Annotated in this window: 10 protein-coding genes and 1 pseudogene; 1 reads left to right on the top strand and 10 read right to left on the bottom strand. The window is 47.4% G+C overall.

The annotated features are described in order from the left end of the window. Positions 1 to 275 precede the first annotated feature (275 nt). Positions 276 to 458 (top strand): hypothetical protein, encoded by a 183-nt coding sequence (locus M3085_RS09780; protein WP_178257290.1) that lies wholly within the window; start codon positions 276 to 278, stop codon positions 456 to 458. Positions 459 to 563: 105 nt separating this feature from the next. Here the strand turns inward: M3085_RS09780 and M3085_RS09775 are convergent, their stop codons facing one another. From M3085_RS09775 to M3085_RS09730, 10 genes and pseudogenes are all read right to left on the bottom strand, one after another. Beyond that, positions 564 to 3,308 (bottom strand): substrate-binding domain-containing protein, encoded by a 2,745-nt coding sequence (locus M3085_RS09775; protein ID WP_249052904.1) that lies wholly within the window; start codon positions 3,306 to 3,308, stop codon positions 564 to 566. 258 nt (positions 3,309 to 3,566) lie between these two features. Further along, positions 3,567 to 4,448, bottom strand: a complete 882-nt coding sequence (locus M3085_RS09770) for a carbohydrate kinase family protein (protein ID WP_249052903.1) — start codon at positions 4,446 to 4,448, stop codon at positions 3,567 to 3,569. Positions 4,449 to 4,491: 43 nt separating this feature from the next. Further along, positions 4,492 to 5,130: pseudogene (locus M3085_RS09765) on the bottom strand (MFS transporter); the annotation flags it as partial. Positions 5,131 to 5,350: 220 nt separating this feature from the next. Then, positions 5,351 to 6,364, bottom strand: coding sequence for an arabinogalactan endo-beta-1,4-galactanase (locus tag M3085_RS09760; protein WP_249052902.1), 1,014 nt, complete (start codon positions 6,362 to 6,364; stop codon positions 5,351 to 5,353). Then, positions 6,361 to 8,826 (bottom strand): glycoside hydrolase family 2 TIM barrel-domain containing protein, encoded by a 2,466-nt coding sequence (locus tag M3085_RS09755; RefSeq protein ID WP_249052901.1) that lies wholly within the window; start codon positions 8,824 to 8,826, stop codon positions 6,361 to 6,363. The genes M3085_RS09760 and M3085_RS09755 overlap by 4 nt, the downstream gene beginning before the upstream one ends. A 229-nt stretch (positions 8,827 to 9,055) precedes the next feature. Continuing rightward, complete coding sequence (locus M3085_RS09750; protein ID WP_249052900.1) at positions 9,056 to 10,153, bottom strand: arabinogalactan endo-beta-1,4-galactanase; 1,098 nt, start codon at positions 10,151 to 10,153, stop codon at positions 9,056 to 9,058. Between the two features lie 14 nt (positions 10,154 to 10,167). Then, a complete protein-coding gene (locus M3085_RS09745) occupies positions 10,168 to 11,616 on the bottom strand; it encodes a DUF5114 domain-containing protein (RefSeq protein ID WP_249052899.1) in 1,449 nt (482 codons plus the stop codon). An 18-nt stretch (positions 11,617 to 11,634) separates the two neighbouring features. Continuing rightward, a complete protein-coding gene (locus M3085_RS09740; protein WP_178257297.1) occupies positions 11,635 to 13,206 on the bottom strand; it encodes a RagB/SusD family nutrient uptake outer membrane protein in 1,572 nt (523 codons plus the stop codon). A 19-nt stretch (positions 13,207 to 13,225) separates the two neighbouring features. Further along, positions 13,226 to 16,198 carry a SusC/RagA family TonB-linked outer membrane protein gene (locus M3085_RS09735; RefSeq protein WP_249052898.1) on the bottom strand — a complete coding sequence of 991 codons (2,973 nt, stop codon included), beginning with the start codon at positions 16,196 to 16,198 and terminating at the stop codon, positions 13,226 to 13,228. A 114-nt stretch (positions 16,199 to 16,312) separates the two neighbouring features. Further along, the gene (locus M3085_RS09730) at positions 16,313 to 20,221 is read right to left on the bottom strand and encodes a hybrid sensor histidine kinase/response regulator transcription factor (RefSeq protein ID WP_249052897.1); all 3,909 of its coding nucleotides are present in this window, start codon (positions 20,219 to 20,221) and stop codon (positions 16,313 to 16,315) included. Positions 20,222 to 20,274: the final 53 nt, after the last annotated feature.

Here is a 20,274-nt window from a genome sequence, read left to right as displayed (position 1 = left end):
ACCGGCTTCGAATTGTTTTGAAATCACCTTCATTATGCCCCGGAAAACGCTACCGCAAGCGTCAGTCATCTCATGCGGTAGTGTTGACCGGTTCTACCCATAGGACGGGGCAACGCTTCCCATAGAGTTTTTCACGGTTTTTGCCAAACCATAAAAGGCTTAAAATAAGCTCACTGTAAGTCCGGGTAACTCCGCCCGAAGAAAGTGGTGTTTTCATTTTTTCGCGAAAGGATTTTATTTTTAAATTTGCATCGGTTTTTAGAATTTATGTGCTTATGTATGGCTTGATAATACTGAAGTTGATAATTTATGTGATAGTGTGTACACTCTTCTATATCGGACTTACCTTGCTCTTGCGGTGGCTCGGAGTGCACGAAGGGGTGATTATTGTTATCGCCACACTGCTTACGGGATGTTTAGGAGGATATGTAGGATTTGTCCTGAAAAGGAAGAAATAACCGTGTACTCCTTATACATTAAAGTATAAAACAGAGGCGGGACATTCTACACAAGCAGATGTGTATAAATGTCCCGCCTCTGCGATTTGGTAAGAGTCAGAATGGTTATTCTCCTTTCTTCCGCCGCAGGAAATCGGTCGGGCTTTCTCCGAAGTAATCTTTATAGCAACGGGTAAAGTAAGAAGGGGAGGTGAACCCCACCTCGTATGTAATTTCGGAAATTGTTTTTTCGGTAGAAGCCAACAGTGCAGCCGCTTTTTTCAGGCGGGCAATGCGGAGCAATTCGTTGGGCGAATATCCGGTGAGCGCTTTGGTTTTACGATAAAGTTGCGTGCGGCTCAATCCGATTTGTTCCCCCAAATCCTCCACGCTTACGCTGGCATTCGCCATGTTGGTTTCTATCAGCCGGCGCAGCTTTTCCACAAACCCTTTGTCTGTTTCGTTGAGCGGCGTTTTTTGGGTAGGAGAGGTTTGGCCGCCGAAAAAGGTTTGCAAGCGGTGACGGTTCTCTATCAGGTTGCGCAGCCTGACTTTGAGCATTTGGGCGCTGAATGGTTTGGTGATATACGAATCCGCCCCGCATTCGTATCCTTGTATCTTTTGTTCGTCCATTGCGTAAGCGGTCAGCATCATTATCGGGATATGCGACGTTTGAATCTCACTTTTCAGTCTCCGGCAACATTCCATACCGTCCATGATGGGCATCATCACATCGCAGATGATTGCATCGGGCACGTACTTCATTGCCTGTTTTATTCCCTCCTGTCCGTCTGCCGCTTCGATAACCGTATATTGTGTTTGTAGCAGCAACTTCACGTAATTACGCACGTCTTGATTATCGTCTATCACCAATATAGTCTCTTTGTTTCCAGACATTACGGTCTCGGTATTTCTCCGTATGGTTTCAAGGTCGGCATCCAATACTGCACCCTCTTTCAGGTTGGTTAAAACGGCGTTTCTTTCCAGTCCTTCGGCGAGAGTTCCGGCTTGCTTCATGGGAATTTCGATGGTAAATGCCGTACCTTTTTTTTCGCCGCTTTCTACTTGGATATGTCCGTGGTGCATTTCTACAAATGCTTTCACCAATGCCAGTCCGATTCCTGAGCCGGCATGATGAACGTCTATCTGATAAAAACGCTCAAAGATGTGTTGTACATGCTCTGCCGACATGCCTATGCCCGAATCGGTAACTTGCAGGCGAAGCCAGTCGTTCCCCTCATGGGAAAACTGCGATAAGGCCACACTGATGTGTCCGTTTTCGGGTGTAAACTTAAAGGCGTTAGAAAGTAGGTTGTACGTAATGCGTTCCAGCTTTTCCGCATCGGCTATCATTTGATAATCCTTTGGGGAGTTATCGGTCGTTACCTCGAAGTGTATATGTTTGCGGTACGATAAAGTGCGAAATGCCTCAGTCCATTCTTTCATCTCTTTGTCAATATTAAATTCAGAAAGATGGAGGCTTAATTTGCCGTTTTCAAACTTACGGAAGTCGAGTATCTGGTTTATTAAACGGAGAAGCACGGTTACGTTTTTGCGTACGATGTTTAACAAAGCACGTTCATGCTCGTTTAAGTTCGTGCTTGATTCCAGCTGACTGACAGGGTCGGCTATCAATGTGAGCGGCGTACGGAAATCGTGTGACACGTTGGTGAAAAAAGCCAATTTTGCATGTGTGGCTTCTTCTAACTGGTGAGACAAACTGATAAGCTGGTCACGCTGTTCCTCTAATTGCGATTTCTGTTTCGACAGCTCTGCATTCATCCGGTTCTTGGTCCAAAAGGCCTTTGTCATTAATACCAGCAATGCACCCACCAATACTAAAATAATAATGCAAGCATAAAGAAACATCCGTTGGGCAGAGTATCGAAGGAAGTAAGCATCCAACTGGTTGTCTAATATTTCTATCTTTTGGTCTAATCGGAGGATATGCTCGGTTTGCATCTGCATGATGCGTGCGTTCGAACGGTTGACCAGCGCCGTGGATAAATTAGTGTCGCGCGCATACGGCTTTCCTTGCAGGATAGCCATTGCCACCTGCATTACACGGTCGCCTCCCGTGGGGTAAATGAATGTGGCATCCAGTTCTCCTGCCGCCACGCGGTCTACCCCGTAACCTTCGCTCCACACAGCATCAATACCTACGAAAACAATGTCTTTGGCTCGCCCTTGACGGGCAGCAGACTGGTAGGCCCCGATAGCCATACGGTCGTTTTGTGCGAATATCAAGTCAATTTGTTTATGTTGAAGAAGAATGCTGTCAACCGCTTTTTCGGCGTCTTGCTGAAACCACTTTGCGTCTGCCTTAGCTATAATCTTAATGTCGGGTGTTTCGGCAAGCGATTCCATCATGCCTCGATGCCGTTCTACGGCAGGAGTCGAACCTTTTAGTCCGGTAATTTCTACAATTTGCCCTTTCCCATGTAAACGGTTTGCAATGTACATTCCGGCTTGCCTGCCTATTTCGTAATTGTCTGCTCCTACATACGCCGTGTATTTTGAAGAATGAATTTTCCGGTCGACCAATACTACCGGGATTCCGGCATCGAACGCTTCCTCGATAACCGGTGTGATGGCATTAGCCTCGTTCGGAGCCACCACCAGCAAGTCTACACCTTCACGGATGAACTCTTTAATATCTTCAATTTGTTTCCAGTTATCATCTTTTGCAGTTTTGATTTTTACCTCTGCTTGCGGATAAAATAAGGCTTCGCGGGTAATTTCCTTATTCATCTGTGTGCGCCATTCGTCTTCACTGCATTGAGACACCCCGATTAAATAATGTTCATCTTTCTGCGAGCAGGAAGAACACAGAAAGAGAAAAGTAAAACATAATGCGAAAAATTGTTTCATGGTATTTCGGTTTGTAAGGGTACAAATATATTAATATTTGTCAGAATGAGAGATATAAAATGGATGTAATTGCCCAAATAAATGCCGGAATGTAGGTAACATTTTCTGTGGAGACGGTTAGGTGATTCTATCCATACGATGAGCTGCTTACGGGCTGAAGCGATACCTTCCATCGGGGAGCGTTGGAAAAAAGAAAAAACGGGTTGAACCTTATGTGTCCGGAAAGGCTCAACCCGATGAAAATAACTTTATTGACGCTTATTTTTGTGTCAGGTAGTCGGGCAGGAGAGGCATTGCTCCATTCTGCGTACAAACAAATGCCGAAACTTCTACCGCCAGCCGGTGTGCTTCGTTTACGGATTTCCCTTTCAGAATGGATGAAACGAAAGCAGCGGTAAACGAGTCGCCTGCACCCACAGTGTCGGCAACTTCTACTTTCGGCGTCTCGACGAATGAAATGTTTCCCGGCGTAAACACATAGCTTCCGTTTACTCCGCAAGTAAGAATCAACATCTTCAGGTTATATTTGGCAATCAGAATCCAACATTTGTCTTGCAGGTCGATGCCCGGATAACCGAACATGCGGCTTACGGTAACTAACTCTTCATCGTTAATCTTTAAGATGTTGCACTTCTGCATTGAGTTGCAGAGGATGTCTTTTGTGTAAAACCCCTGACGCAGGTTGATGTCGAATATTTTATACTGTCCTTCGCCTTCGGGCATCGTGTCGAGGAAACGGTTGATTGTCTCGCGCGATACCACGCTGCGTTGTGCCAGCGAGCCGAAACATACTGCCCGCGTTTGTTTGGCCAGCCCTTCCAGTGCCGGAGTAAACGGAATATTGTCCCATGCCACTCCCTCTTTAATGTCGTAATAAGGAACTCCCTCAGCGTCCAGCTCCACTTGTACCGTTCCTGTGGGATAAGGTACTGTCTCAATCATGCAATTCAGCTTTTTTGCACGGAAATTCTCTAAGATTTCCATGCCTAACTTGTCTTCGCCTACGGCGCTGACCACGCGGCTCTCTAATCCGAACTGTGAAACATGATACGCAAAATTAGCAGGTGCTCCGCCTATTTTCTTACCTTCGGGAAGCACGTCCCATAGTGCTTCTCCCATGCCTACTACAATATTATTCATAATATCTCCTGTTGTAAATGATGTGTTTGATAATATGCTGTGATTACTTTTTGATTTTAAAGGTATAAAAAAACAAATAAATAACTCCGATGGTCATAACGGCAACTGCTCCGTCTTGTCCGATGGCGTCGCTTGCAAACCCCATCAGCAGCGGGAATACCGTTCCGCCGAAAAGTCCCATAATCATTAGTCCTGAAACCTCGTTCTTCTTGTCGGGCTGAGCGAACAAAGCCTGCGAAAAAACGATAGAAAATACGTTTGAGTTTCCAAATCCGATTAGTGCGATGCAGATATAAATAGCAGTCAGCGAATGAAACGTAAACAGCCCCGCCATAGCCAGCAACATGCATATTACACTAATCAGGAAGAACACCTTAGCCCGCAATATCCGCAGGATAAACGCTCCCGAAAAACATCCTAATGTACGGAAGATGAAGTAAAGGCTGGTAGCAAACCCGGCTTCCGTCAAGTCCATGCCTACCCTTTCCATCAAGAGTTTAGGGGCAGTGGTGTTTGTACCCACATCAATGCCCACATGACACATAATACCGAGAAACGAGAGTAAGATGAAAGGTTTGCCCAACAGCCTGAAACAATCGGCAAATCCCGACGCACGGTCGCTTTCTTCTTCCTCGATGGGAGTGGCAGACAGCATCAGTATCGCAAAGATAGCGATTACCATTGCTGAGTAAATTTCTTTTTGGTTCTCATAGCATTAATATTGTTGCATGAAAATAAATTTTTTGTTTGCTGCAAATGTATGGCTAACATCTTGAATTACTATGTAATAATGTTTCATCCTCTTGCACAAATGTTGCATTGAAACATTTGTGCAAGAGGATGAAACATGAAGTCAAATTTGACTTAGGAAGAATTATGACGCGGGGTAACTGCGTAATCCCTCAATTCTCCCCAAACGCTTCCATAATCGCCGTAGGATATCCGTCGGCAGTGAAAGCCCCCAGCACGTATGGGGTGGGTTTACATTCGGGTTCCCAGTAAAACACACCTCGGCATTTGCCTTCGGTTTCCGTGCGGGCTTGGCGGATGATGCGGGCGAGCAATGCTTTTCCCTCTTCCGGTTTTGCCGATTCCATTCCCGTCTCAACAATCATGACGGGGCAGTTGTATTTTCTGCTTACCCGGCGAATGTTGTCCATGCAGCGCGTGATTGCTTCATCGGCATCCTTTACGTGTTTGTACATGATTGACCAGTAGGGATAGAGCGACATGCCTATCATATCCCACTTGCCACCGTTGGCTTTCAGTCCGTCGAAGATATAGTTGTAAAGGTCGTTGTTGAATCCGTTATCAAGATGGACGATGACCGTGGCGTTCGGGAAGATGTCTTTTACGGCATCGTATCCCGCTGTGGTCAGTGCTGCATATTGGGACATGTTGGTGCTGGCGCGTCCTGCCTCCCAAAGGAAACCGTCGCTGGTTTCATTGCCCACCTGTACCCAACGCGGCTCGATGTTGTTGTTCTTAAGCAATAGCAGAACATCGCGTGTGTGCGTTGCCACAGCTTTCTTCAGATCCTCGAAAGACAGATTCTGCCACTCGCGGGGGATGGTCTGGTGGGCAGGGTCGGCCCATACATCACTGTAATGAAAGTCTACCATCAGCTCCATGCCGTTTTCTTTGACTCGTTTTGCCATCCGGAGCATATCTTCTTTGTTGCTCCATTTGTCTTCCGGGTTTACCCATACGCGCAGACGGATGGCGTTAAGTCCTAATTCTTTCATCAGAGCCGTACATTCACGTTCTTCGCCCTGTGTGTTGTAGAAACGGTGTCCTTCGGCTTCCAGTTGGGTCGTCCAACTGATATCGGCTCCTTTGTAAAAAGTCGTATCGGTTTGTCCGTAGGCGGAGAAGAAGCTCCAAAGGGCACACACTATGGATAATAATTTCTTCATGGTTGTTGGTTTAGAGATTTTACATCAATTTGTATGCTACCGCTTTTCAGACCTTTAGCCGAGGCTTTCAGTTCCATCGTACCAGCCTCTTTGGAGGCTTGAAGAATAACCGTCAGCATTCCGTTAAAGGCGTGCATACGCGGCAGGTGGAAGAGATCGAGGCAAGTAGGGTCTCCGTTGGCTGAAGCACGATAGCGCCCCGCTCCTTTTACGTTGAAGTTCACCAAACGCCCGTCAGTAGGACAGAGATTACCATCCTTGTCTACGATGCGAAGCGTTACATAAGCAAGGTCTTTGCCGTCGGCATTCAGCGTATGGTGAGGCGTGGAAAGCTCGATGTGGTGAGGCTTTCCTGCGGTACGGATTACTTTTTCCGCCATTGCTTTCCCATTGCGGTCGTAAGCTATGACTTTTACCTCGCCCGGTTCGTAAACCACATCGTGCCACATCAGGCGATAACGGTTCTCTACCGTCTGGTTGTTCTTGGTCTGTTTGCCATAGCTTTTGCCGTTGACAAACAGCTCGGCAGAGGAATAGTTGGTGTAAACGAATACAGGTACTTTTTCTCCTTCGTGTCCTTCCCAGTTCCAATGGGGGAGAATGTGGAGTGTTTCTTCATTCCGGTTCCACAGACTGCGGTAAAGATAGTACCGGTCTTTAGGAATGGAAGCAAGGTCGATGATGCCGAACATCGAACTGTGGTTAGGCCATGCGTCCGTATCGTAAGGGCTGGGTTCGCCCAAGTAATCAAATCCTGTCCATACGAATTGCCCTAACGTCCAGTTGTAATCGTCGGCAAGAGCGAAATCCATGTCGGGGATGTTCGACCACGAGCAGTATTCCAAGTCGTAGGAAGACGATTGGTGATCGTCGTATTTGGCATCGGCTTTTCGTTGTGCCGGGAATTTGTACACGCCGCGCGAACTGACCGTCGACGAGGTTTCCGAACCTAATACCAGATTTTGCGGCAAGCGTTCGTAGGCTTCAGTATAGCGGTGGGCGCGATAGTTGAATCCCGGAATGTCGAGCATTGCCGCAAACCCGTTGTCGAGTACGCAATCTACTTGGTCCATTCCGCAGGTTACGGGACGTGTCGGGTCTTCTCGATGGCAGATGTCTTGTAAAAATTTTGCTACTTTATATCCTTCAGGGCTGCATTGGGTGGGGACTTCGTTGCCGATGCTCCACATCACCACGCAGGGATGATTCCGGTAATGGCGGAGCATGTTTACCATGTCGCGTTCCGCCCATTCGTTGAAAAAGCGGTGATAACCGTTGTCGCATTTGGCAATGTCCCATTCGTCGAAAGGTTCTATCATCATCATGAAACCCATTTCGTCGCAAAGTGCTACCAGTTCGGGCGCAGGCATGTTATGTGCCGTGCGGATGGCATCGCACCCCATGTCTTTCAGCAGGGTGAGCTGATGGCGTAAAGCCTTGACATTGATGGCAGCTCCTAACGGTCCGAGGTCGTGATGATTGCATACGCCTTGAAATTTGCGCAGTTTCCCGTTCAGGTAAAAACCTTTGTCAGCCACGTACTCGATGGAGCGGATGCCGAAACGGGTGGTGTAGGTATCGGTCAGCTTATCTTCCACGTATACTTTAGTGACGGCACGGTAGAGCGAGGGCGATTCGGGCGACCAAAGTGCAGGGCGTTCCACTATGAAGTTCTGGGTAAACGGTTGCCCGTGGTTTATGAATCCCTTGTTTTCTTTCGTTGCTACGGTTTTGCCTTCGGGAGAAAGGATTTCCGTTACCAAAGTCAGCTCTTTTTGTCCTGAATTTTCAACGGATGTGCGAAGGCAGACAGAGGCATAATCATCCGCCACGTGGGGGGTGGTGATTTGCGTGCCCCATACGGGGATGTGAATCCGATTGGTAGTGATGACATGTACATTGCGGTACAGACCGGCACCCGGATACCAGCGCGATGATTGCGGACGGTTCTCCAGCCGTACAGCCAGCGTATTGTTGCGTCCGTCGGGATTGATGAGGCGGGTTACATTGCAGTAGAATGAGTTATAACCGCAAGGCCAGAAACACGCCTCCTGTCCGTTCACATAAACGCGGGCTTCGCTCATGGCACCATCGAAAACCAGTGTCACTTCTTGGTCGGGCTTTGTGTCGAACGTGGTACGATACCATCCCACACCTACGTAAGGCAGTCCGCCGGTGCGTCCGGTTTTGATGGATGCCTGCGTTTCGAAATTTTGTGTGACTGCCACGTTCTGTAAGTCGTTTTCGCGGCTGAACGGCCCGTAGATTGCCCAATCGTGTGGAACGGTTACCGACTCCCATCGGCTGTCGTCGAATCCCGGAGTTGCGGCATCTGTCACATCGCCTTTGGTAAACCGCCATCCTTCTTCTAAGAGTTGTTCGTTGCGTTGCGCTCGCGTAGAGAGGGATGTTGCGGCAAACGTTGAAAATAGGATGAATATAAAAAGATTCTGGAGTCTCATATCGTTTGATTTTTAAGCTGTTAATAAGGGAAAGAGATTCCGGACCAACACTCGTTTTGAGGCTTGAGAATTTCTACCCATAGAACCGGTGAATCCTATGGGTAGCGTAAGGCAATTCTACCGCATGGGATGCGTAACGCTAACGGTAGCGTTTTTCACCCTCCGGCAGTGGAGTCCGAACGTCTGATTCTGCCACCTCTGAACCGGTGTCTCTTTCCCGTTTACTGAGTCAATCACGGGCAAATGCGTTAAATGAAGCGGTCGGTTTTCCCGTATCGTCGAACATCCCTTTCTGATAGCCGTTCCATCCACCGTAACATTCGGGTTCCCAAGCAAACACCCCTAAACATCCGTCTACCTGTTTGGCTTTGGTTACGAAGTCGGTATAAAAGGCTTCTGCCTGCTCATAGTTCCACGGAACACCTATTTCGCACACCATGACTTGAGTCTGATAGGTATCGATGAGACTTTGCATGTTTGCGATGCAGGCATCGTTCTGCTCCTGCCATGTCTGTCCGTTCTCATCCACCGGATTCCATTCGGTCAGTCCGTTGCTGTCGTCAGGGTCTTCGCCCGGATAGAGCGACATGCCGATGATGTCCCATTTCGCTCCGTTCTCCTGCAATCCGTTGAATATCCACGTGTAGTGCGTCAACTCGTTGCCTCGGTCTAAGTGAATGATGACTTGCGCATCGGGATAAACGGCTTTGGCTGCATCGTAACCCGCATTGACCAAAGCGGCGAAATTTGCCATGTTGGTGCTTGCCATGCCTTCATCCCATAACATGCCGTTGCTGGTTTCATTGCCTACCTGCACCCATTCAACGTCGATGCCCTGATTCTTGAGTGCGGTCAATACTTCGGTGGTATGTGTGGTTACGGCTTGGCGCAGCTCATCGAACGTGTAATTCTCCCACGCGGCGGGCTTGGTCTGACTTCCGGGGTCTGCCCAAGTGTCGCTGTAATGGAAATCAATCATCAGCCGGTATCCCAAATTGTGTGCCCGCCATGCTTTTGCTATTACGTCGTTCTGATTACACCATCCGTCGGCAGGGTTCACCCATACGCGCAGGCGGATGGCGTTCATGCCGAGTTCGCGGAGCAGAGACATACATTCCCGCTCTTTTCCGTCGGCATCGTAAAATGTGCGTCCTTCGGCTTCCATTTCGGTCAGCCAGCTTACATCGGCACCGCGGGCAAATCCCGTCATATCGTATGTCTCTTCCTGAGTTTCGGGGAATACCGGTTTATCATCGTCGTTGCAGGAAGTGATGGCAACCCCCGCCAAAAGGAGTAAGCCCATCCACCAGTTTTTTATCTTTTTCATGGTTGTTTCGTTTTTTAGTTTGCTGTGTAATTCCAAGTCATGTTAGTAAGGTCGACGGTAAGGGTAACCGCTCCGGTTCCGTCGAACCATATATTCCATTTGTCGTCTTGTGAAGACAGTTGCGAGTTTTCATCCGGGTCGCATCCATACCATACCGAGTTCGTCCGGTCTACGATGTTGATTTGGTCTCTTACTTCTCCGGAATAAGTGCCTGTGTACACACCGCTTTCGCTGCCGGTAGGGTAGAGTGTAGTCAGGATGACTTCGGAACCGGTGGAATAAGAAACCACGTCGAGCGATTCGGGAAGCGTGACGGGAGTCTCTTCACCGGAGTCTCCTCCGCCCGGCAGTTCGGCTGCTCCTGCCTCTACGCTGACCGTGCAGTTTGTCGGGTCATACAGATTCAGTCGGACGGTACATTCTCCTGCCTGCGGCACATCAACCGTAATGTTTCCGGCAGTTTCGGCTAATGCGACATGCTCTCCATCGGCGGCAAACGCAATGCCGGTGGCTGTGCCCGAGCCGTCTCCGGTTTCCACATTATACTGTTCTCCCTGCCCGTTGATGGTTATCGTACGGCTTCCGGCAACGTCGGCAGTAAATGTGCCAACCCATTGGGTTGTGGTTTGGTCTAACGTAAGGTCGATGCTTTCGCTTGTCAGTCCGCTGACAGAGAGCGAGCTGATATGAAGCGCACTCCATTGCGCTGCCTGCGTATCGACGATAACGTAGTAACATCCTGCCGTACCGGGGAACCACATATTCTGAAGCGAGTTGTTCGCATCGTTGGTAAGGTGGAACGCTCCTTCGCTTCCCGATGTTCCCCATATCGAGCCGTCGCCTTCCTTGAACAGAATGTGATACCACGCTGTGGGGATGGCAATAAACCCGTGATAAATACCGTCGGCATCCGGAGAATGGAAGGTAACTCCGGTTTCTCCCAAGTTCTCGGTCTGGTCGTTCGACAAGAGAACGATGCCCGTATTCATATCCATCTCATACGGCGTAACACTGACGCTTACCACGTTGCTGTATGCCGCAGGAATGTTGATTCCGGTAGTTCCCGCCAAGCGGAAATAAATGGTGTTCGCCTGTCCGTTGGTAGCTCCAATCTGGCTTGCCAGTGAGTTTAATTCAAGTCCGGTAAAAGCGATGGAGAGTCCGGTTGCTTCGGTTTGGTAAACAGAAGCCGTGAAATCTTCAGACAGCGATGCTTCCACGTAATTGGTAACTGTGGTAGTTGTTCCTACCGACGAATCACTTAGCTGGATGGTTTGTTCAGTCCAAGCCAGCGACAATACGATATTTTGAGCCAAGTCAGCATTCAGTTCAACCTTGTCGGCAGTAGCCATCAGCTCATTGCCTTCTAAACTTTGCAAGTATATTTTGTCGCCGTCTTTCTCGCAAGCCGAAAAGGAGAGCAAGGCAAGCAGCGTGACAAACAGACTTTTTATAGTTTTCATACCAAAAGAGTTTAAGCGTTAATAGTTTTCATTATATAAGTTCGGGTTGGCTGTGAGTTCGGTAGACGGGATGGGGTAGATGTTATAGCGGTCGTCTACGCCTGTGCCAGCCTGCGTTCCTCCTTTCCATTCCCATACATACGTATTGGTGGTAAAGCGGTTAAAGCGAATCAAGTCCGTACGGCGCGTACCTTCCCAGTAAAGCTCGCGCAAACGTTCGGCAAGGAAGAAGATGCAACCGTCGTTGGTCATGGCTGCCCAATTCGGGATAGGTTCTGCACCTACACGGTCTCGCAGTTCGTTTACAAACCGGTATGCCTGATCCATGCTGCCTCCTTGTCCGCCGCGTGCCGTAGCCTCGGCATACATCAGATACACATCAGCCAATCGGAATAAAGGGAAGTCGGTATTCACACCGGATTGTGCCGTATTGGATGCCGTTTCTCCGGCGTCGGTAACGTTCGACCATTTGGTAACTACCCATCCTTCACCCTCGTTGGTCATGTCGGAAATCTCCTGTGTCTGTCCGTCGGTAATAAACATGCCCCTGTTGTCGTTATTGAATTGGGCAGAAGCGGCACCGCGCATTCGCATGGAACCCCAACCGCTGGCAACTCCGACCGAATTCTGTGCCATGCTGGTGGGTACGGCTCCGCATACCACGTATGTGGAAGCGCCCCATGAAACAGTGGTAGTAGCATCTACGGGAAGCGTAAAGATGATTTCGTTCGTACGCTGGTCGTTATCGGCATTAAACAGCTTACTGTAATCCTGCTCCAACGTATAACCTTGTTCGATGGCATGGTTACAAGCCGTGATACATTCGGTATATCGTGCCTCGCCGATATAAGTTTCGGCGTTCAGATACATTCTTGCCAGCAGCGTATAAGCCGCTCCTTGCGAAGCCCGTCCGTAAGGACATTCGTCGCGGTTCAGCAAATCGCCTTCGTCTCCGGTAATGTCATTTAACTCCGATTCGATAAATTCGAATATTTGTTGGGCTGTATAACGCGGAGGAATGTAGCTGCCCACAGGGTCGTTTTCAGAAACAAACGGAATGTTACGGAAGAAATCAAGCGCATGATAATAGAACAAGGCACGGAGGAAACGCGCTTCGGCACGGTAAGTGCGCAGCGTAGCCTGTTCTTCTCCGCTGAATGAAGCTATGGCATCATCCGTAGCGTGGCGTAGAAACTCATTGCAAAGCGCAATGTTATAATAGATGCGGTAATACATATCGGATACCCATACATCGGTGGCATCCCATGAAAGGTTGCTGATGTCGGTCAGTGTTTCGCCCGACAGCCATGTGTAGGCAACCTCGTCAGTACCTACTTCCTGCAGGTTAAAGTAACAACGCATGTAATCAAACCCTTTGTTGCTTGAGAGGTCTTCACTGCCGCTCTGCTCCTGTCCGGTAGTGACCATCGCCGTATATATTTTAGCTAATACCTGATAATAACTGTCTACGCTGTTATAAATGTTTTCGGAAGTAGTTTCAGTATGTGGAAACTGATCCAAATCTCCTACACAAGAAGGAGTAAGGAGGCATCCGCAGCAAATCAATGCTGTATATAATATTCGTTTCATGGTTTTATGGAATTGAGGGTTAGAAATTAAGTCCGATGTTCAAAGAGTAAGTACGCGGACGCGGATAGAACGTATTGTCTACACCATTCGGTACTTCCGGATCTACGCCACTGTACTTGGTGATGCAGAATACGTTTTGAACCATCGCACTGACGTTGAGATTGCATCCTTTGAAGATTTCTCCGAAGTTATACCCCAATGTCAGATTATCCATTTTCAGGAACGATGCATTCTCAACATAATAATCAGACAGATGCTGGCGGGTCTGGAATCCGGTTTCCAGATAGCTCGTTGAAAGATTGTTCAACTGGTAAGCGTTGTAACTCATCGTTTCAAAAGCTCCGGTAGTCATTGCCATTCCATTGTAAACATAGTTGCCTATATTGGCACGGAAGCTCATCCCCAGATTCCATTTCTTCCATTGTAATGAAGTGCTTAATCCCATAATAAAATCGGGGGCAGGAGAGTGGTAGCGGTACAAATCACCTTCGTTAATCATCCCGTCATTATTCAAATCGGCATAAGCTCCCTCAATGGGTTTTCCGGTATTTGCATCGTATAGCTGTTTGTACACATAAAACATATACGGTTCATATCCTTCCGACAGTGTTTGTACATACTGCCCGTCTACAGTCGGTCCTACACTCGTATTGGTGGCCTGTCCACCCTCTACGATAGACAGGTTTTTGACTTTCATTTGCTGCCAAGTCATGTTGAAACTTACATTCCACGTAAGGTCTTTGGTTTGAATAGGCGTTGCATTTACTGACAACTCGATACCCTGACTGTCTACGTTACCCACATTGGTCGTAATGTTACGGTCGAACGTAGAACCGGCAGCAGCAGGAACTGTGGCAATCAAGTCTTTGGTTTTACGTGTATAATAATCGAAGCTACCGGTGATTCGGTCTTCCAAGAATCCGAAATCAAAACCAAAGTTCCACGACGTAGTGGTTTCCCATTTCAAGTCGGATACATAAGCCTCCGGACGATATGTGTAAATGGGAGTACCTCCTACAATACCCTGTGCCCCGTCTTGGCTGATGGTATAAATCGGCAAATAGTTATAGTTCCCGATACCGTCTTGCTGACCGGTGACACCGTAGCTTGCGCGCAGTTTCAAGGTGCTCAATACTTGTTGGTCTTTCATGAATGACTCTTCGGTAACCCTCCATCCCAACGCTACGGAAGGGAAAGTACCCCAGCGCTGAGGCTTGGCAAAACGAGAAGTAGCATCCCGTCGTACAGTTGCAGTCAGCATATAGCGTGAACCGTAAGAATAGTTCAAACGTCCGTAGTATGAAAGCAATACATGACGCTGGTCGGAAGCGCGGTATTGAGTCTGTACATCTCCCGCTGCATTCATTTGCGCTGTTGCCGGAGTAGTGGATTTCCAATACTGGTAATCGTATCCGACTGTGGCATCGAAACTGCTGTTAATGGCATCCACCATCTTGTTATAGTTGGCATATAAGGTAAGCAGTCTGTTTTCATTCTTTTGCGGTCCGTAAGGATAGTAATAACCGCCTGTTGTGTAATATTGAGCAGCTTCGGGAGCAACATATTCCGAGCCCTTACCTTCTGCATAATCATATCCCAATGTAGCGTGGAGTTTTAAATCAGGTAAAAAATGTACCCGATAATCTACATCGAAATTACCGATAAAGCGCACTACCTTACTGTGAGCGTCCCGCTGTTCCAATAATCCCAACGGATTCAACACGCCACCCGTTACAGGGTTTCCATCGCCGGTTATAGCTTCGGTAAATCCTCCGAATTCATCGTTCCCCGAATAGATAGGTATAGTAGGATTCATGGTTGAGGCTCCCCAAATAGCCGAGGTATTGGCAAACTGGTTTTTGTTGAGTGAACCTTTAGCATTCAGAGTAAGTTTCAGATGGTCATCGAAGAAAGAAGGAGAAAGCGAAATACTTCCCGTAAAGCGGTTTGCGTTATCTGTTTTAAGCAGACCGTCTTGGTTGTAATAACCTACAGATACGCGGACAGGCCAGTTGGGGGCAATCCGTCCTGCCAGACTCAGGTTGTTATCCGTACCGAACGCATTGTGATAAACATAGTCATTCCAATCGGTATGAGCCGTACCCAGCAGGGCTTTTTGTGCTGCACTTCCCTGCGTGTTTACTACGTTGACAAACTGGTCATAGCTCAGCATGTCTGCCATTCTCGTGCGAGTCTGGATGGAATTGGTGGTGCTGAATGTGACTTTCAGCTTATCCGAGTTCCCTTTTTTGGTTGTAATGATAATGACACCGTTAGAAGCGCGCGAACCATAGATAGCCGTTGAGGAAGCATCCTTCAGGATGGTCATGCTTTCAATGTCGTTCGGGTTAATCAGACTGAGGAAGTTTCCATCGTTTCCGCTGATACCTCCTTGTTCCAAAGGCACACCGTCTAACACGATAAGCGGGTCGTTGCTGGCATTCAGTGAAGCTCCGCCACGTACACGGATGGTACTTCCTGCCGTGGGCGAACCACTGTTCGACATAATCTGTACACCGGAGATTTTTCCGTTGATGAGTTGCTCCGGCGAGCTGACAAGACCGGTGTTGAAATCTTCGCTGGATACGTTGGTAACCGAGCCGGTCAAATCACTTTTGCGTTGAGTTCCGTAACCGATAACCACCACGTCGCCCAACATTTCAGAGTCTGATTCCAGTCGGATGTTTAATACTTTATCAGATACATTAACCGTTTGGGTTTTATACCCGATGTACGAAAACTGAAGTTGTTTGCTTCCGGCGGGAAGTTCTACCGAATAGTTCCCATCAAAATCGGTGATTGTACCAATGGTAGTTCCTACCACCAGCACACTGACTCCAATAAGAGGTTCTTGATTCTCATCATCGATAACTTGTCCGGTGATGATTCGGTTTCCGCTTTGCTGTGCGGAAAGCGTGAATGTATTTCCACTTCCTATGATTAGCAGGGTGAGGAAAAATACCTTCAACAGAGTAAGAATGTTGTTTTTCATGTTGCGTATTATGTTTTTTTGTTCGCAGGCAAAGGTAGAATATGCCTTGCAGCCTCAAAGAAACATATCGGACATATAACAAAAGAAATTGGACAAGTGTTGTAAAACAGCTTTTTATGCTTCAGATGCATATTGTTTTGGAGCCTTTCCAAACACGCCTTGAAAACATTTGGAGAAGTAAGAGGCATTGGAGTAGCCCACCATATACATTACCTCCGATACGGTAAATTTCTTTTGTTGCAACAGCATGGCTGCTTTTTTCATTCGGATAGATTTGATATACTCTATCGGAGACATGCCGGTAAGTTGTTTCACCTTTCGGTAGATTTGTTTGCTTCCTATGCCGGAAAGATTGCAAAGCGCATTTACGTTCAAGTCGGAATCTGATATATGGTCTTCTATCAGTTGGGTAATGGTGATTAAAAACTTTTCGTCTTGCGAGGCTACCTCTTCCACAGGTTTGGGAGCAGCGATGTTTTCCATCCGCGCTTTTGTTTCGTAGGCTACTTTGTTATGCAGTAATTGAGAAACTTTGAAGTAAAGAATCTCTGCATCGAAAGGTTTGCTTATGAAAGCATCGATCTGCGACTGTAAACTTTTCCGTTCTGTTTGCTTGTCATCTTTTGCTGTAAGCATGATGATGGGAATAACGGCGGTGGTCAGGTTCTTTTTTAAGATGCGGCTCATTTCAATACCGTCCATTACGGGCATTATTAAGTCTGAAATGATTAAATCGGGCTGTTGACGTGCCACTGCATCCAATCCTTCTTTTCCGTTTGAAGCGAAGATACACCTATATCCGTCTGCTAAAATGGTTTGAATAACGTCACGCATCTCCGGGTTGTCATCCACAATCAGTACCAGCGGTTTGGATGCGTTGTCGTCTGTTGTCTGTTGCGCGTCTGATTCTTCGGTTGCAGCGATTGGTTGATTGAGGGTCTTGTCAACGGGGAACGTCAGAGTAAAGGTCGTCCCTGCATGAACATCAGACGTTACATTTATTTTGCCATGATGTAGCTCTGTGTATGTTTTTACTAAATAAAGTCCGATGCCGGTTCCTTCGTATTGCTTCTTGGTACGTGGAGACTGGTAGAAACGTTGGAAAATATAAGGAAGTTCGTTTGCTGTGATGCCTATTCCCGTATCCGAAATCCGGATGTCAACTGTTTGCAAATCCTTGTCGTATTCGAGGGTTATGCCGATGCTTCCTCCTTGCGATGTGTATTTCGTGGCATTCGACAGGAGATTACCCAAGATGGATTTCAGCTTGATTACATCCATATCCATATACAGTGAGTCGGTGTTACACGAGATGTTCCATTGGTATTTTTCTTCCACGTCTGCTTCTTTGTACGTGGTATAGATGTTTTTGATGAAAGATACCAGTTCGATACGCGACACGATGAGCAGTGAATCTTCTTTCCGGTTGATGCGATTAAACTCAAGCAACTTGTGAATCAGATCGTTTAAGTTGACTGCATTCCGGTAAACGACCTCCAGCATAGATTTTTGCCGATGGTCTTTTACATCGACCAACAGTTTGCTTATCGGAGTAACGATCATGCTGACCGGAGTTTTCAGGTCATGCGAGATATTCGACAGGAAGTCCAGTTTCTGTTGCGTCTGTTCCAATATCTGACGTTTCTCTAATTGCTCCAGTTTCAGTCGGTTTTTTACGGTGAAGAAATTGATAATCCAACCTACCAGCCCACCGGCTATTAAAAAATAAGCGATTTTTGCCCACAAGGTTTGATACCACGGCGGAAGGATGGTGACCGACAGCATGGAAGCTGCCTCTTCCGTGTCTTCGGTGTGGCGTATCATCAGATTATACGTTCCGTAAGGAAGGTTGGTATAAAGGATGCGGTTCGAACGCTCATCTACCTGATGCCAATTCTTATCCAGTCCTTCGAGTTTATATACGAAAGTATTTTTCCTTATATTGGCATACGAATAGTCTGAGAACTCAAAAGCCAAGTTATTTTCATTGTGGCTTAACTCGACAGATGTGGCGTAGCGGATGCTTAACGCAGTATTTACTTTGTGATTGTTGGCAGATAGAGCCGTGAGATGGATGGGAGGAAACTTCTCTGTGGCATTGATGACAGCAGGCGTACAAAGCCCGATTCCATCGTAACCGCCCAAAAATACGCGGCGGTCGGTCTTGTCGTAATAAACGCAGGTAAATCTTTGGTCTCCGATGGGGATTCGGGAAACCTTGATACTGTTTTTCCCGATGCTCCATAACCCTTTGGTGGTAGAAATCCAGATATTGTCTTCTACTTCGGTCATGGAAAGAATGTTGCAGTTTTCCTGATTGAGGTATATTTCTGTAACTGTATCTGTGGCGGGGTCGATGCGTAACACCTTATTGTGACAACCTGCCCAGAGGTAACCTTCGCTATCGTCCATCAGAAAGTCGGTACTTACCTCCTCGTTGGTTCTTGGGAGGCGGAAGGTCGTGAATTTTCCGGTTTTCGTGTCCAGCTTCTGAATACCGTTATTATATAGCATTATCCAGACATTGCCGTTATGGTCTGCCACTACCTGATTGATGAACATGCTTTTCAATCCGTCTTGAGTTGTATAGTTCTTATCGGCAATGCAGTAACCCGACGCAGAATGTAACAGTTTGTCTTTCCGGATAACGAATAATCCGCCTAAGCAGGTGCTTATCCACATATTTCCGTCATGGTCTTCAAACATATAGTATGCCCAGTTCGCATTGTAAGAGCGGGTGCGGTCTACTATCGTATAAGGAATGAATTGTTTCGAGGCTTCATCGTACCGTTCTATGCCACCGTCCGTTGCAATCCACAGATAACCTGTGCGGTCTTCGTAGATGTGGCGGATGCGGTTATGCGAAAGCGGATAGTCTTTTTTGCTCATCTTATACCAGCGCGTTTTCGGGTTGTGGTCTATTGAGCCTTGCTCAACAAACAACAGTCCGTCTGTGCCACCCAGCCAATGGTTGCCTTTGCGGTCACGATAAACCGAGTAAAACAAGTTACCCTCGCCGCTGTTAGTCAGTTGCCAAATCGGGATAAAAAGGTAAGGATGCGTGTTGCGGGCAAGCGAAACCCCGTTGTCAGTGCCTAACCAAATGTTGGAATCTCTGTCAGAAAAAATACTCCACACGATGTTGTTCGACAGCGAGCGGTTGTTTCGTGAGTCATGAAACAAATGGGTATGCCGCCCGGTGGCAGGATTATAGATATATAACCCGTTATCTGTTCCTATCAACAGATTCTTGTCGGCATCAAATACTAATGATTTAACGGAATTATCTTGAAACAGCGAAATGCTTTCCGTCTGTCCGTATCTTAGCTTGTAACAGATTAACTCGCCTTCGGTTCCTATCCATAAACACTTGCGCTCTTTATCTTCCAGCATCGTATTGGCGAAGAAATTTTTCTCTCGGCGGGCGGCAGGGATGCCGATAAGGTAAAAATTGTTTCCCGTTTCATCCAGCCTGCAAAATCCGTCGTAAGTCCCGATGTATAGCTCACCTTCCGAAGTGTGTAGCAGCGAGTAAACCGCAGCGTGAGGGAGTTGACTGTTATGCGGAGTAAATGCTTTTAGTTCGCGGGTTTCGGAATTGTATCGGTAAAGTCCGTTCAATGTACCTATCCACAGGTCGTTTTCATGGAAAACGAGGCTGCGCACATCGCCCGGAAAATCGACGTCCGGAGTAAGGTACTGGTCGGTGCGGTAATTGTAAACCAACAAGCCGTTATCTGTTCCGAGGAAGATGGAATCTCCCGCCGTTACGCCGCAATAAATCCGTACGTTGTTACTCTTTCCATATTCAAAGTGCGGCTGTAAATTATACCCGTCGTAGCTGAACAGCCCCGCATTTGACCCCATCCAGATGAGCCCGCTTTTGTCTTGCAGGATGCAACCGATGGTCGAGGCATCGGTTTGCATCGGGAGGCGGTCTAATTGCATATATGACATTTGCTGAGCGCGTCCCGATACAGTAACCCAGAGGATGTATAGGATAAAAAATAGGTACTTTTTCATGCAACGGAGATAATAAGGTACGAACAAAGATATGAAATCTTGCCGAATCTTAC

The sequence above is a fragment of the Bacteroides caecicola genome, assembly GCF_023337095.1.
Classification (GTDB): Bacteria; Bacteroidota; Bacteroidia; order Bacteroidales; family Bacteroidaceae; genus Phocaeicola; species Phocaeicola gallinarum.
This window is presented reverse-complemented; position numbering and strand designations above follow the sequence as displayed.